Consider the following 12,853-nt stretch of genomic DNA (forward strand, 5'->3'; position numbering starts at 1 on the left):
TTTGGAAATTATAGCGAAAACGATAAAGGAGACTTTTTAGGACTTGAACTGGCCTAATTGGGTATTCAAGTTTGTCGCGGCGTTGTAGAGTTCGACGGCAATATTGGAGATCTGCTTGATCTCTTCCTGATTGCTTTGGGAGAGGCTGGACATTTCAGAAACTTTATGAATGATTTCATGAATTTTTTGTGCCATATTCTCCGATTGCTGAACACTCTGATGGCTGGCGTCGACGTTTGAACGCAGCGCACTGGATGCCGCATCGATTTTTAGATCGATCTCTTCACTCCGCTCCGCAAGCCGGCTGATATTTTGGCTGTTTGAATGCATCATGTCCGATGAATCGGAAATAGACTGGATGACGATAGAGATCGTCGAGTTGATCTCTGTCAGGCTTTTTTGCGTCCGTTCGGCGAGTTTGCGCACCTCATCGGCGACGACGGCAAAGCCGCGCCCGTGTTCACCTGCACGTGCCGCTTCGATAGCCGCATTGAGTGCGAGAAGATTGGTCTGATCGGCAATATCGGAAATAATGCTGAGTACTCCGCTGACGCTTGCCGCATCGCTGGAGAGCTGTGCGAAACGTTCTCCGAGCTCACTGCTCATCTGCGTTGTTTTATGCACTTCGCTGGTTATGGCGGTCGCAATATCACGAACATGGCTGAGTTCCGTTTCGGTTAAACGGCTGTTCTCTAGGGTGGCCTTTGCCATATTGACGCTTTGCTCCAACGTTACTTCAATCTCGGAAGCCGTCTTATTGGTATTTTGTGCGATCGTATTGGTTTTTTCCGATTGGGCAGAAAGATTCGCCGCCGCACTGTTGAGCGTACTGGTGGAGTCGACGGCCGACGAGGTGATTTGTTTGGTATCGTTGATCGTACTTTGGATTTTAGTGATAAACTGATTGAGATAAAGGCTTGCTATCCCGATTTCATCGTTCTTGTTCAGAATCGGCAGACGTTTGGTCAAATCGCCGTTTCCGTGAGCAAGGTCACTCGATACTTTATCAAGCTCTTCGATCGGGTGAAGAATACTGGTACCGGAAACATAATTGATCGCGATCAACATGGCGGTCAGGATAGTACCCAACAGTAAAAACCATTTAAAAAAGCCCGCCCGAAGTTCCTCGAAATAATCGGCTTTATTGATTCCCGGGATTACCCACATATCCCATGCGGGAATATATCGGTAGGCGGCAATTTTATCCTGTCCCGTCGTAGCGGAAACATACTCATAAATACCTCCCGCTTTATCGGCCCGGATATGATCCACATAATCATGCCCCGATTTGTTTTTTCCTTCATCTTCCGGTTTCGGATGAATCGTCATCACACCTTCGGCATTGATAAAATAGACATAGCCGCTTTTACCGATTTTGATCTTTTTGATCTCCTCTTTAAACTCTGTTTCTTCATACGCTTTGGGCTCGATATTGGCAATGTAGTTAACATTCTTTTCCAGCACATCGGCGACAGTATTGAGATCGCTGATCATGATTTCTTTGATCGATCCTACGGCGATGAAGTATGCTACAATGACACTTACAAGGATTGCGCCCACGGCTGCCACAAGATTGACGATAAACTTAGATTTGATAGTATTGAAGATATTCATTAATTTTTAAATCCTAATTGCAGTATTGCATCATTGTAATTCTCTTTTTCTAAAGCGAAGGTAAAACTATGAGATTTTCTTATTTAAAACAAATTGTTGCGTATATGCAGCAGGAATTTTCTTACGTTGTGGCCGCTTACAGGGTTAACGATACTACATTAAAATTGGTTTTTAATCGTGAAAACAGCTGGAATTTTGAGATGCAGCGGGGAAATTCGGCTATCACGATCGGTGAGATTCCCAATCGGGGGAAAATGTATCAGGCACCGTTTGATATTTTGATTGCAAAGCGGCTCAACCGCTCAACGATCCAATCGATTACTCTTCACAACAATGATAAAATCATCCGAATCACGACGACGACCAGCGGTTCGTATAAATCGGAAACCACCATTTTACAGCTCGAATTTACCGGAAAACACACCAATGTCATACTTTTGGACAAAGAGGGGATTGTTTTAGAAGCGCTGCGTCATATCGATGAGGATGTTTCTGCCCGCAGTGTTCGTGTCGGGCAAAAACTAGGCGAAATACCTTCTCCCCCGTTTGAACCGAAAGAATACCCTCTCGAGAATGTCCGTGACTATTTGATCGAAGAGTTTCGTCGACGTAACAGCGATAAACTCAATCAGCTTAAACATGAAAAGAAAGCCCTTTTGCAAAAGCGTTTAGGCCAATTGCACAAACATTTGGACGCGTTGGAGGAAGAAGGGGTGTTGATACAGGATGCGCAAGCGTCTCAAAATGCCGGACATTTGATTCTGGCCAATCTGGATGTTGTCAAACCGTATGGGAAAAAGGCCGAATTGATTAATTTTGACGGGACTCCGGTGGAATTGGAACTTCCTTCAGGATGTACAACGGCGGCAGGATGCGCGGAGAGTTTTTTCAAGCGCTCCAAAAAAGCGAAACAAAAAGCACAGGGGCTTCATCAGGAACGAAGCAATCTCGAAGCCAAAATCCGCCATCTGGAACTTTTTATCCAAACGGTAGAGGAGGCAACGTCTCCCGAAGAGATAACGTTGCTGTTCCCCCCGAAAGCCATGGGATCAAAAGTCAAATCGTCCGATTCGATCGCCGAATTTTGGATTGAGGGGGTCAAGGTCTCTTTGGGCAAAAGCGAGAAAGGAAATATTGAGCTTCTGCGCAATGCCAAAGCGCGCGATATTTGGATGCATCTCAAAGATCGTCCGTCCGCCCACGTGATTATCTCGACCGACAAACAGCAGCTTCCCGAAAAACTCCTCGAAGCGGCCGCGAAACTTTGCGTCGATTTTTCCGTATTTGAAAAAGGGCGCTATTTGGTCGATTATACCCCCAGAAGAGAAGTGAAAATGGGGGAAGGTGCGAATGTCCTCTATACGGATTATAAAACACTGAATATCGAAAAAGGGTAAGGGAGGAGATTATGGCAGATATCGGTCCGATCGGCGGTGCAATTTACGTCAATCAGCAAATGGCAAGTGTCGCGAGTGAGAAAAATGCTGTCTTAAACCGATTCGAATTGCAAGCTCTTGCCGCCGCATCCGCTTCCCAGGAGGCAAAAAAGGAGATCGAAGAGGTTCGTCCTACCGAAGAGAATCAGGGGGTTGATCCTGACCGAGAACATACCAAAGAACAGGCGGAACAAGAAGAGAGACGTTCCGAGCACAACGAAAAAAATGAGGAAAATGAAAAACCTTTGAAACCTTTGCATCTTTTAGATATTAAAGTTTAGATTTCAAAGCTTGTTTCCCCTTATTTTTGGGTCGGTCTATAACAAAATAAATGTTATAATTATAAAATATTAAAACCATTGGTTAATCAAACTATGCAAACTGCAAAAAATTCAACACAAGAGCGTATTGTTACGGCAGTCTTTCTTGTTATCGGTGTCTTAGTCGTCGGACTTATCAATAACTTTTGGCTTATGTGGACCGTGATGGGTATTATTTATCTGTTGGCCTTTCATGAAGCCACCCGTTTGTTCGGAATAAACAACAGCTCTTTGTACGCATATGCCGCCATTTTATGGCTGGCGGCGGCATTGTACCCGTACGGGGAGGATCTGTTTGTCATTGCCGGGCTGATTTTTGCCGCAGCGGTAGCCTACACCCAAAACATCCCCCCTAAAAATTTTCTTCCGTTTATCTATCCGACTGCCGGAATGCTTTTTATGCTCAGTATGTACCAAGATTACGGAATGGGTGCAATGTTATGGCTCCTCGTAGTTGTCGCATCTACCGATATCGGAGCGTATGTAGTAGGGCGCAGTATCGGAAAAACTCCGTTTAGTGTTTCCAGTCCCAGCAAAACCCGGGAAGGTGTTTACGGCGGTATTGCGGTTGCGACGGCAGCCGGATTTTTCATCGGAGTTACGATTGTCGGTATTCCTCAGGCGATTATTATCTCTATGGCAGCCGCCATCGGTGCAGTTTTCGGTGATTTATTTGAGAGCTATCTCAAGCGTAAAGCCGGAGTCAAAGACAGCGGTTCTATTTTGCCGGGCCACGGCGGCGTCTTAGATCGGATTGACGGTTATCTGTTCGCTTCTATCATTATGCTTGTCCTGTTGCGGGGTATTGTTTGATCCTTCTGGGGTCCACCGGTTCGATCGGAGTCAATGCTCTAAAGATTGCGGATCAGTTTAATCTGTCGGTCGATACTCTTGTCGCCGGGCGTAATATAACTCTTCTCAACGATCAGATTAAACGTCATAATCCTAAACGTGTCGTTGTGATGCGCCAAGAAGACACCCATCTTGTAAACCACAGTAATGTCCGCTTTGGCGAGAGCGCGATACTCGACGCGATTGAGGAATCCTCATCAGGGCACGTTGTCAATGCCCTGGTCGGATTTGCCGGTTTCGCTCCGACGCTCAAAGCGCTAGAATGCGGGAAACGGGTTGCTCTTGCCAACAAAGAATCCCTCGTTGTCGGCGGTGCGTTTGTAAACACTTCCAATATCGTCCCCATCGATTCGGAACATTTCGGATTGTGGTATTTGAATCAGACCGGGCGCTCTATCAGCCGTATGATGATCACCGCCAGCGGAGGAGCGTTCCGCGACTGGCCGTTGGAAAAACTCTCCTCCGCGACGCTTCAAGATGCCCTGAACCACCCCAACTGGTCTATGGGGCAGAAGATTACCATCGACAGCGCCTCGATGGTCAACAAGCTCTTTGAGCTTTTGGAAGCTCGTTGGCTCTTCGGAGAGGGGGAATACGATGCCCTCATCGAGACAAAGTCTCTGATCCATGCCCTTATCGATTATACGGACGGCTCAACGACCGCCCATTTTGCCCACGCCGATATGCGTCTTCCCATTGCGTATGCGCTGATGGGAAAAGTTGAAACCCCTATTGTTAATCGAATCGATTTAGCTCAAATCGGTTCGCTGGAATTTCGCCCTATCGATGCGGCACGCTATCCGATTTGGGAAATCAAAAATGACCTGTTGAAAAATCCCGCCCGCGGCGTCATCGTCAATGCGGCAAACGAAGCGGCTATTGAGAGGTTTATCTCCGGAGAGATCCGTTTTGTCGATATTTCCACTATGATTCTCAATGCGTATAACCGATTTAGCGGCATGCCTGAGTCTATCGAAGCCGTTTTCTCCCTGGATGAGGAAATTCGCCGTTACGTCAAAGGTTTGTCGTGCTGAAAGTTCTTATACTTCACGGCTGGGGAGGAAGTGATGATCCCCATTGGCAGGCATGGCTTGCGGGTGAAATCGCCAAAGACTACGGCACCGTCTCTTTTCCTCTTTTAGACAATCCCCATTTTCCCAGTAAAAACCGATGGATGAAACAGATAAAATCCCTTTTAAATGATTTCCGCCCCGATATCGTAATCTGTCACTCTTTGGCCAATATCGCATGGTTCCATCTGTGCAATGAGGGGGAGATATCCCCCGTAAAACGCCTCTTGCTGGTCGCTCCTCCGCATCTGACCTGCGAGATCGAAACCCTAAAAACCTTTTTCCCGCTTGAAGCGCCAAAGGCTCTTTTTGCCGAAGAGGTTTTATTGGTTACCTCGACCGATGATCCTTATATGAGTACACAAGAGGCTGCTGAGCTTCAAAAAGCGCTTGGTGTGGAAATGAAAGTGATTGAAAACGGCGGACATATCAATACTGCCTCCGGATACGGAGAATGGCCGTGGGTCAAAGAGTGGGTACTGCAATGATCTTGAGTATAGAAAGCAGTTGCGACGACAGTTCAATCGCTATCACCGAAATAGCGACGAAAAAACTCATCTACCATAAGAAGATATCTCAAGAGCTAGAACACTCAAAATACGGCGGCGTTGTCCCCGAACTTGCCAGCCGACTTCATGCCCAGGCACTTCCGGCCATATTGGCCGAGTGTGAGCCGTGGTTTTCGCAATTAAAAGCGATTGCAGTTACCAATGAACCGGGCTTGGGTGTAACGCTGATCGAGGGTGTAACAATGGCCAAAGCGCTCAGTATAGCCCTTAATATCCCCATTTTGCCTATTAATCATCTCAAGGGTCATATCTACTCTCTTTTTATCGAAAAAGAGGCTGTATTGCCGATAACGGTTTTGCTGGTATCCGGCGGACATACCCAACTTATAGAGGTAAAGTCCTATACCGAGATGGAGACCGTCGCTACGACGATGGATGACAGCTACGGGGAGAGTTTTGATAAAGTAGCTAAAATGATGTCGTTGGGCTACCCCGGCGGCCCGTTAATTGAAAAGCTCTCACTAAGCGGCGATAGCAGCCGCTTTGCTTTCACGGTTCCCCTCTGGCAGTCACCTTTGATTGCCTTTAGTTATTCAGGGCTTAAAAATCAGGTTCGTCTGGCCGTTGAAGCCAACGATGAATCCGCTTATCCGGATATTGCGGCGGCTTTTCAAAAAACGGCTACGGATCATCTGATCCAAAAGCTCAAAAAGTATTTTAAATCCCGTCCGCCTGTCCGTTTCGCCATCGTCGGCGGCGCCAGTGCCAATCTTTACCTGAGAGAAAGAGTGAAGGACGTATTGCATCCCTACAAAGCCGAACTGCTTCTCTCCGAACTCAAATATTGTTCTGACAATGCCGCAATGATTGGACGCGCGGCAGTTGAGTCATTTCGAAACAATTTTGTAGTCGATTACAAAAAAATTGCCATAAATCCCCGCTGTAAGCTTTAATATACCTTAACTAGAAACATCTCTTCTATAATTCAGAGTCAAATTATCCGATTTAAGTACAATTTTCGTACCAAACAAAAACAGGAGCTTTAAATGGCAACAACAATGCTAAAAGGTAACGTCGTAAATCTTGCAGGAAACACAGTAAACGTAGGTGATAAAGCGCCTGCTGTAACGGTTGTCAATTCAAATGGTCTAGCTGACAAAGTAGTCGGCGGTGCATCAGGTAAAAAACAACTTATCGTTGTTGTTCCGTCACTTGATACGGCTGTATGTGCAACTGAAACACGTAACTTCAACAAACGTGCATCTGAAATCGAAGGTGTTGATTTGACAGTTGTCTCTATGGACCTTCCGTTTGCTGCAGGACGCTTTTGTTCAACAGAGGGGATTGAAAACCTTGTTGTAGCATCAGATTTCCGTAACAAAGATTTCGCAAACGCATACGGCGTATTGATCGCTGACGGTGCACTTGCAGGTGTAACATGCCGTGCTATTTTTGCGGTAAACGAAGAAGGAACTGTTATCTACAAAGAAATCGTACCTGAAATCACTGCTGAGCCTGAATACGAAGCTGCATTGGCTGCCGTAAAATAATTACTTTTCTCTCCCTTTGGAGAGAGCCTCTTCTTTCAAATCAAAAACTTTTCTCTTATCACTTACAAATTATAGTAATTAAACCGTTTTCTTTACTCAACGTATAAGCATAGTGTCCGTCTAGTGTAATCGTTGCTCGGGCAAATTTGCCGTGATTTCCTACCGATACATTCAGATAGGGAGCGGCATTCAATGTCTTTTGATCGCTCTTAAAAGAGGCCTCGTGTTTAAAATCGAGGACTATGCTGTTCGGGTTGCTTAACGCAAAATGGCGGATTAGCGGATCAGAAGATTTAATCGTAAGCGATTTTCCCTTGGAATATAATTGAATAAAGCCGAAATTAGCCGCAGAAGAACTGTTTTTAGCCGTCAAATGGGGTGAAGATCCGCCCTGAGAAATGATAAGGGCCCTGTGCCAATCAATACTCTGGTCAATCTGAAGCTTTTTTTCTTCAATACTGCCGTCCAGATTTTGGACCGTAAAGGTAATTTCTTTTAATACGCGTGCCTGATCCGGGAAGGTATAACTCAACGTTCCCATTTGAGGACGTGCATCGGATATATTAGATGTTACCTTTTGTTTTTTGGCTTCATCACTGGCAAAAAAAGGATTTTCACGTGCGATTAGGTGGGAGAGTAATAAAAGCGAGAGAAAGAGTGAATATTTTTTCATAAATCCCCTGTTGCTATTGTGAATCAGCATCAAGCTCTTTAAGCTCAAAATACTGTTTTTGCAAAGCGGCATTTTCGGCTTTTAGCCGCTCAATATCTCCGCTGAGATAGTCTTGATACTCTTCGAGATCAAGCAGAACACTCAAAGAATTGTCTCCGAAAAAGATAAATCCCATGTAGATGCCTACGCTAAGCACAACACCTGCGGCGAGAAAGAATTTATACGTCTGTAGACCGAAATAACGCTCAGTCAGACTCTCCTTCTCCTCGTGAAACAGGTGTTGTTGGCTTTCTTGGTGCATTAGTTAAAGAGAGAGCTCCCTAAATATTCACCGTACATCACTTCGGTTTCGATTTCAAGCAAACGGTTGTATTTTGCCGTACGCTCACCGCGTGCGGTTGAACCGGTTTTAATTTCACCGCAGTTTAGGGCAACGGCAAAATCGGCGATAAACGCATCTTCACTCTCCCCTGAACGGTGAGACATGACACATTTATACCCGTTACGTTGTGCAAGACGAACCGTCAGCATCGTTTCAGAAACCGATCCGATTTGATTCGGTTTGATCAAAATTGCGTTAGCGATCCCTTTTTCAATCCCTTCAGCCAAAATGCTGGCATTGGTTACGAATAGGTCATCACCCACAAGCTGCACTTTATTGCCCAATTTCTCAGTTAACAGCTTCCATCCGTCCCAGTCGTCTTCACTCAAGCCGTCTTCGATGGATACAATCGGGTATTTTGAGCATAGGTCAACATAGTAATCAACCAATTGCGCAGAGGTAACGGTTCGATTCTCTGAATCTAGGCGGTATCCGCCTTCGGTAACAAGCTCAGATGCCGCAACGTCGAGGGCGATAGCGATTTGTTCACCCGCTTTGTATCCTGCTTTGGCAATCGCTTCCATGATAACTTGAATCGGCTCTTCATTAGAACTTAAATCCGGTGCAAAACCGCCCTCATCTCCAAGTGCCGTATTGGCTCCGCGATTTTTTAGGATGGTTTTTAAATTGTGATACACTTCAGACGATGCACGAAGCCCTTCCGAAAAATCGTCAAAACCGATCGGCATAATCATGTACTCTTGAAAATCAACGCTGTTATCGGCGTGGCTGCCGCCGTTGATAATGTTTAGCATCGGAACCGGCAAGACCATCGCATTGGCACCGCCGAGGTAGCGATAAAGCGGGATTCCGAGACTTTTAGCCGCCGCACGGGCAACCGCCATCGAAACGCCTAAAACAGCATTCGCACCAAGGTTGCCGTAATTTTCCGTTCCGTCCAGCTCTTTCATTGCCGCATCAACCATTGCCTGATTAAACGGGCTTAATCCCATAATGGCATCGGCGATCTGGCTATTGACGTTCTCAACCGCTTTAAGAACCCCTTTCCCCATATAACGCGCATCACCGTCGCGCAATTCGAGGGCTTCACGTTTACCGGTACTGGCACCGCTTGGAACGACTGCGCTTTCACGTGTTCCGTCACTTAACTGCACTGTTGCTTTTACGGTTGGATTGCCGCGAGAATCCATAACCTCGATCGCGCTTACTTCATCAATAAAAATCATTCATCTACCTCACTTATATCAGATTCATCCATAGCTATGATGCCGGAAACACCCATAGCCGATTTAATTTTTTCTTCGACTTTGCGAGCCAATTCCGGCTCGTCTTTGAACTTTTGTTTGACGTTTTCACGACCTTGTCCGAGTTTTACGTCCTCGAAACTAAACCATGCGCCGCTTTTGTCAATGATATCGAGTTTGACACCGTAATCGACAAGCTCCCCCTCTTTCGAGATACCTTCACCGAACATGATATCAAATTCTGCTTGACGAAACGGCGGGGCCACTTTATTTTTAATCACTTTTGCTTTTACGCGGTTCCCGATTTGGCTCTCCCCTTGTTTGAGAGTTGCAATTTTACGGACATCGATACGAACCGATGCATAGAATTTTAGTGCATTCCCCCCGGTTGTCGTCTCCGGTGAGCCGTATCCCATTGTACCGATTTTCATACGGATTTGGTTGATGAAAATAATCGTACAATTCATTTTATGCATGATACCGGTGAGTTTACGCAGCGCTTTTGACATCAAACGCGCCTGAACGCCCACTTGCTGGTCATTCATCTCCCCTTCGATCTCCACTTTCGGCGTCAACGCGGCAACCGAGTCGATAACGATCAGATCCACCGCTCCGCTGCGGACGATCGTTTCAACGATATCGAGTGCCTGCTCGCCGTAATCGGGTTGAGAAACCAAGAGGTTTTCGACATCAACCCCTAGATTTTTAGCGTATCCGATATCGAGTGCGTGTTCCGCGTCGATAAAAGCACATACGCCGCCGTTTTTTTGGCATTCGGCTGTGATTTGAAGACTAAGCGTCGTTTTTCCCGAACTCTCAGGCCCGTAGATTTCGATAACACGCCCTTCCGGCACCCCGCCGATTCCAAGCGCCAAATCCAAACCGATCGATCCGGTACTGATTGAATTTATGGGTTCAATCTCTTTATCCCCTAAGCGCATCAACGTCCCTTTTCCGAACGTTTTATCGATTTGCTTCATCGCAAGTTCAAGCGATTTAAGTTTTTGTGGATCCATCATGCTGTGCTCTCCTGAGACTAATATGTTTAAAATTACGTCATAATATGACAAATTGAAATATATTCTAAAAATATGACAAATTGAAATATTAATAATTCGCATTCTGGAATAGAGATATTTTAGCGTTATTTGGTTAAAATTTAATTGATTTGCAGTTTTGAATAGGATTTTCAGTGAAAAAAATGGTGATAGCCCACTCCCCCGATGCCGACGATATTTTTATGTATTACGCCATTAAATTCGGGTGGGTCGGAAAAGAGAATACTGTTTTTGAAAATATTGCCTTAGATATTGAAACGCTCAATACAGAAGCCCTTAAAGGAACGTATGACATTACGGCTATCAGTTTCGGGCTCTATCCCCATATCCGCAGCGATTATGCCCTTTTGCGTACGGCGGTAAGTTTCGGTCAGGGGTACGGCCCAAAACTTATCCGAAAAAAAGAGACCGTTCTTAAAAAGCGGTTCAAAGTTGCTCTCAGCGGAAAATATACGACGAATGCATTACTGTTTCGGATTGTCTATCCCGATGCGAAAATAATCTATATGAATTTTTTGGAGATAGAGCAGGCGGTTTTGGACGGAGTCGTCGATGCCGGAGTCCTTATCCATGAATCTATTTTAGGATACGATGAGTCGCTTGAAGTCGAACGGGAACTGTGGGATGTATGGTGTGAACTCTCAGGCGGTGATCTGCCTCTGCCGCTCGGCGGTATGGCGATCCGCCGCTCATTGCCGCTGACCTCCGCTATCGAATATGAATCTGTTTTGACCAAAGCGGTACAAATCGCTCGTGATCACAAAGAGACCCTCTCCAAAATGCTGATGGAACGCAATCTTGTCCGTATCGATGCGCCGACACTGGAAAAATATCTCGAACTTTACGCCAATGACGAATCTATTACACTTAATGAAACCCAATACAAAGCGATCGAACTTTTATTTGATCTAGGATACAAACACGGGTTCTTTGACGCCAAAATCGATCCGAGGGACTTTATGCTCCCGCTCGAATACAACGAATTGAGGTACTCATAATATGGTTCAATCGGAATTGATCGGCTTAGGGATCGAAACGTTTAAAATCGCCCTCATTTTGTCCCTGCCGGCATTATTAGTCGGGATGTTTTTGGGTCTTGCGGTGAGTATTTTTCAAGCGACTACCCAAATCAATGAGATGACCCTCAGCTTTATCCCGAAAATCATCGGGATTGTTGTCGTCATTATCCTCACGATGCCGTGGATGATGAATGAGATGCAGGATTTTACGATCCGCATGTTTAATCTGATCCCTACCTTTATGCAGTAATGTTAATACGCCATCAGAACTCGTCCTGATGGCTACGTTAACACTGGGTTCGCTTCGGCAGCGAGCCCACGCACGCTTGCGTGCTATCCTTGTTTTCTGAGGTAAATAACTTTGCTAAACACCAAAACTATCGATTTTTCCAAATTCAGCTCCATTCGAATCGGCCCCATCGTCGAGGTAGCGCTCATCGAAAACGATGTTGTCCCCGAGGGGCATATGATCGTCGGTTCCGCTAACAACGTCCTCATCTCTCCCACTCCGCCGCCGCTGATGATCCTCTCCAAAGAGTACGATTTTATCCGCCTTGAAGACGACGGGCTCCATATCGGTGCGGCAACCCCCGGAGGACGGGTCGTCTCTTTCTGCAAAAAGAACGACATCGCCCATTTCGAATACCTCTCCAAACTCCCCGGAACACTCGGCGGAATGCTGAAGATGAATGCGGGACTGAAAGAGTATGAAATCTTTAACCATCTGATCGCCATCCGCACGATGAGCGGCTGGAAGCAAAAAAACGAAATCGAATTCGGCTACCGAAAAACCTCCATTCATGAAGTCGTTTTTGAAGCAGTATTCGAAGTGCACCCAGGCTACTCAAACGAACGGTATGAGATGTTTTCTCAGATGCGTTCCAATCAGCCCAATGACCCGAGCGCGGGAAGCTGTTTTAAAAATCCTCCGGGGGATTATGCCGGGCGACTGATCGAAGCGGTCGGGTTAAAAGGGGTACGCCAGGGCTCCATGGCATTTAGCGAAGTGCATGCCAATTTTCTCGTCAACACGGGAGGTGGAACCTACAGCGATGCGCTGACCCTCATACATGAGGCACAAAAGCGGATAAAAGAGCAGTTTGACATCGATCTTCAATGCGAAATAGTACTGATTGATCAAAAAATATGACGATAAAATAATCTT

At 45.9% G+C, this 12,853-nt stretch carries 15 protein-coding genes; 10 read left to right on the forward strand and 5 right to left on the reverse strand.

Annotation, left to right across the window (positions count from 1 at the left end; genetic code table 11):
* Window positions 1-36: 36 nt before the first annotated feature.
* Window positions 37-1,614: a methyl-accepting chemotaxis protein gene (locus SULKU_RS00175; protein WP_013458901.1), complete on the reverse strand. Its 1,578-nt coding sequence runs from the start codon at window positions 1,612-1,614 to the stop codon at window positions 37-39.
* Window positions 1,615-1,682: 68 nt separating this feature from the next.
* Between SULKU_RS00175 and SULKU_RS00180 the strand changes: the two genes are divergently transcribed.
* From SULKU_RS00180 to tpx, 7 genes are all read left to right on the forward strand, one after another.
* Window positions 1,683-3,011, forward strand: coding sequence for an NFACT family protein (locus SULKU_RS00180; RefSeq protein WP_013458902.1), 1,329 nt, complete (start codon window positions 1,683-1,685; stop codon window positions 3,009-3,011).
* Window positions 3,012-3,022: 11 nt separating this feature from the next.
* Window positions 3,023-3,331, forward strand: a complete 309-nt coding sequence (locus tag SULKU_RS00185; protein ID WP_013458903.1) for a hypothetical protein — start codon at window positions 3,023-3,025, stop codon at window positions 3,329-3,331.
* A gap of 93 nt (window positions 3,332-3,424) precedes the next feature.
* A complete protein-coding gene (locus SULKU_RS00190; RefSeq protein ID WP_013458904.1) occupies window positions 3,425-4,183 on the forward strand; it encodes a phosphatidate cytidylyltransferase in 759 nt (252 codons plus the stop codon).
* Window positions 4,180-5,256: a 1-deoxy-D-xylulose-5-phosphate reductoisomerase gene (gene dxr, locus SULKU_RS00195; protein ID WP_013458905.1), complete on the forward strand. Its 1,077-nt coding sequence runs from the start codon at window positions 4,180-4,182 to the stop codon at window positions 5,254-5,256. Before SULKU_RS00190 ends, dxr begins: the two co-directional genes overlap by 4 nt.
* Window positions 5,250-5,780 carry an RBBP9/YdeN family alpha/beta hydrolase gene (locus tag SULKU_RS00200; protein ID WP_013458906.1) on the forward strand — a complete coding sequence of 177 codons (531 nt, stop codon included), beginning with the start codon at window positions 5,250-5,252 and terminating at the stop codon, window positions 5,778-5,780. The genes dxr and SULKU_RS00200 overlap by 7 nt, the downstream gene beginning before the upstream one ends.
* A complete protein-coding gene (gene tsaD / locus SULKU_RS00205; protein ID WP_013458907.1) occupies window positions 5,777-6,754 on the forward strand; it encodes a tRNA (adenosine(37)-N6)-threonylcarbamoyltransferase complex transferase subunit TsaD in 978 nt (325 codons plus the stop codon). The genes SULKU_RS00200 and tsaD overlap by 4 nt, the downstream gene beginning before the upstream one ends.
* 93 nt (window positions 6,755-6,847) lie before the next feature.
* A complete protein-coding gene (gene tpx, locus SULKU_RS00210) occupies window positions 6,848-7,351 on the forward strand; it encodes a thiol peroxidase (protein ID WP_013458908.1) in 504 nt (167 codons plus the stop codon).
* A 58-nt stretch (window positions 7,352-7,409) separates the two neighbouring features.
* Here the strand turns inward: tpx and SULKU_RS00215 are convergent, their stop codons facing one another.
* From SULKU_RS00215 to recA, 4 genes are read right to left on the reverse strand one after another with little or no spacing between them, the layout of a single operon-like run.
* Window positions 7,410-8,024, reverse strand: a complete 615-nt coding sequence (locus SULKU_RS00215) for an AMIN domain-containing protein (protein ID WP_013458909.1) — start codon at window positions 8,022-8,024, stop codon at window positions 7,410-7,412.
* A 13-nt stretch (window positions 8,025-8,037) separates the two neighbouring features.
* Entirely contained in the window at window positions 8,038-8,325 is a 288-nt protein-coding gene (locus tag SULKU_RS00220; RefSeq protein WP_013458910.1) for a hypothetical protein, read from the reverse strand.
* A complete protein-coding gene (gene eno, locus SULKU_RS00225; RefSeq protein ID WP_013458911.1) occupies window positions 8,325-9,593 on the reverse strand; it encodes a phosphopyruvate hydratase in 1,269 nt (422 codons plus the stop codon). Before eno ends, SULKU_RS00220 begins: the two co-directional genes overlap by 1 nt.
* On the reverse strand, window positions 9,590-10,627 hold the full coding sequence (gene recA / locus SULKU_RS00230) for a recombinase RecA (RefSeq protein WP_041666822.1): 1,038 nt from the start codon (window positions 10,625-10,627) through the stop codon (window positions 9,590-9,592). The genes eno and recA overlap by 4 nt, the downstream gene beginning before the upstream one ends.
* A gap of 185 nt (window positions 10,628-10,812) precedes the next feature.
* On the opposite strand from recA, the gene SULKU_RS00235 reads away from it, so the two are divergent.
* From SULKU_RS00235 to SULKU_RS00245, 3 genes are all read left to right on the forward strand, one after another.
* Window positions 10,813-11,667, forward strand: coding sequence for a menaquinone biosynthesis family protein (locus SULKU_RS00235; RefSeq protein WP_041666823.1), 855 nt, complete (start codon window positions 10,813-10,815; stop codon window positions 11,665-11,667).
* A gap of 1 nt (window position 11,668) precedes the next feature.
* Entirely contained in the window at window positions 11,669-11,938 is a 270-nt protein-coding gene (fliQ, locus tag SULKU_RS00240) for a flagellar biosynthesis protein FliQ (protein ID WP_013458914.1), read from the forward strand.
* Between the two features lie 111 nt (window positions 11,939-12,049).
* On the forward strand, window positions 12,050-12,838 hold the full coding sequence (locus tag SULKU_RS00245) for a UDP-N-acetylmuramate dehydrogenase (protein WP_013458915.1): 789 nt from the start codon (window positions 12,050-12,052) through the stop codon (window positions 12,836-12,838).
* Window positions 12,839-12,853: the final 15 nt, after the last annotated feature.

Origin of the sequence: Sulfuricurvum kujiense DSM 16994 (genome assembly GCF_000183725.1) — a bacterium.
GTDB lineage: Bacteria > Campylobacterota > Campylobacteria > Campylobacterales > Sulfurimonadaceae > Sulfuricurvum > Sulfuricurvum kujiense.

Excerpts from the sequence above, each read along its gene's own strand:
- SULKU_RS00180 (WP_013458902.1), top strand. The coding sequence starts at position 1,683 with ATGAGATTTTCTTATTTAAAACAAATTGTTGCGTATATGCAGCAGGAA.
- tpx (WP_013458908.1), top strand. The coding sequence starts at position 6,848 with ATGGCAACAACAATGCTAAAAGGTAACGTCGTAAATCTTGCAGGAAAC.
- recA (WP_041666822.1), bottom strand. The coding sequence starts at position 10,627 with ATGGATCCACAAAAACTTAAATCGCTTGAACTTGCGATGAAGCAAATC.
- SULKU_RS00235 (WP_041666823.1), top strand. The coding sequence starts at position 10,813 with ATGGTGATAGCCCACTCCCCCGATGCCGACGATATTTTTATGTATTAC.
- SULKU_RS00185 (WP_013458903.1), top strand. The coding sequence starts at position 3,023 with ATGGCAGATATCGGTCCGATCGGCGGTGCAATTTACGTCAATCAGCAA.
- SULKU_RS00215 (WP_013458909.1), bottom strand. The coding sequence starts at position 8,024 with ATGAAAAAATATTCACTCTTTCTCTCGCTTTTATTACTCTCCCACCTA.
- SULKU_RS00220 (WP_013458910.1), bottom strand. The coding sequence starts at position 8,325 with ATGCACCAAGAAAGCCAACAACACCTGTTTCACGAGGAGAAGGAGAGT.
- SULKU_RS00190 (WP_013458904.1), top strand. The coding sequence starts at position 3,425 with ATGCAAACTGCAAAAAATTCAACACAAGAGCGTATTGTTACGGCAGTC.
- tsaD (WP_013458907.1), top strand. The coding sequence starts at position 5,777 with ATGATCTTGAGTATAGAAAGCAGTTGCGACGACAGTTCAATCGCTATC.
- SULKU_RS00175 (WP_013458901.1), bottom strand. The coding sequence starts at position 1,614 with ATGAATATCTTCAATACTATCAAATCTAAGTTTATCGTCAATCTTGTG.
- eno (WP_013458911.1), bottom strand. The coding sequence starts at position 9,593 with ATGATTTTTATTGATGAAGTAAGCGCGATCGAGGTTATGGATTCTCGC.
- fliQ (WP_013458914.1), top strand. The coding sequence starts at position 11,669 with ATGGTTCAATCGGAATTGATCGGCTTAGGGATCGAAACGTTTAAAATC.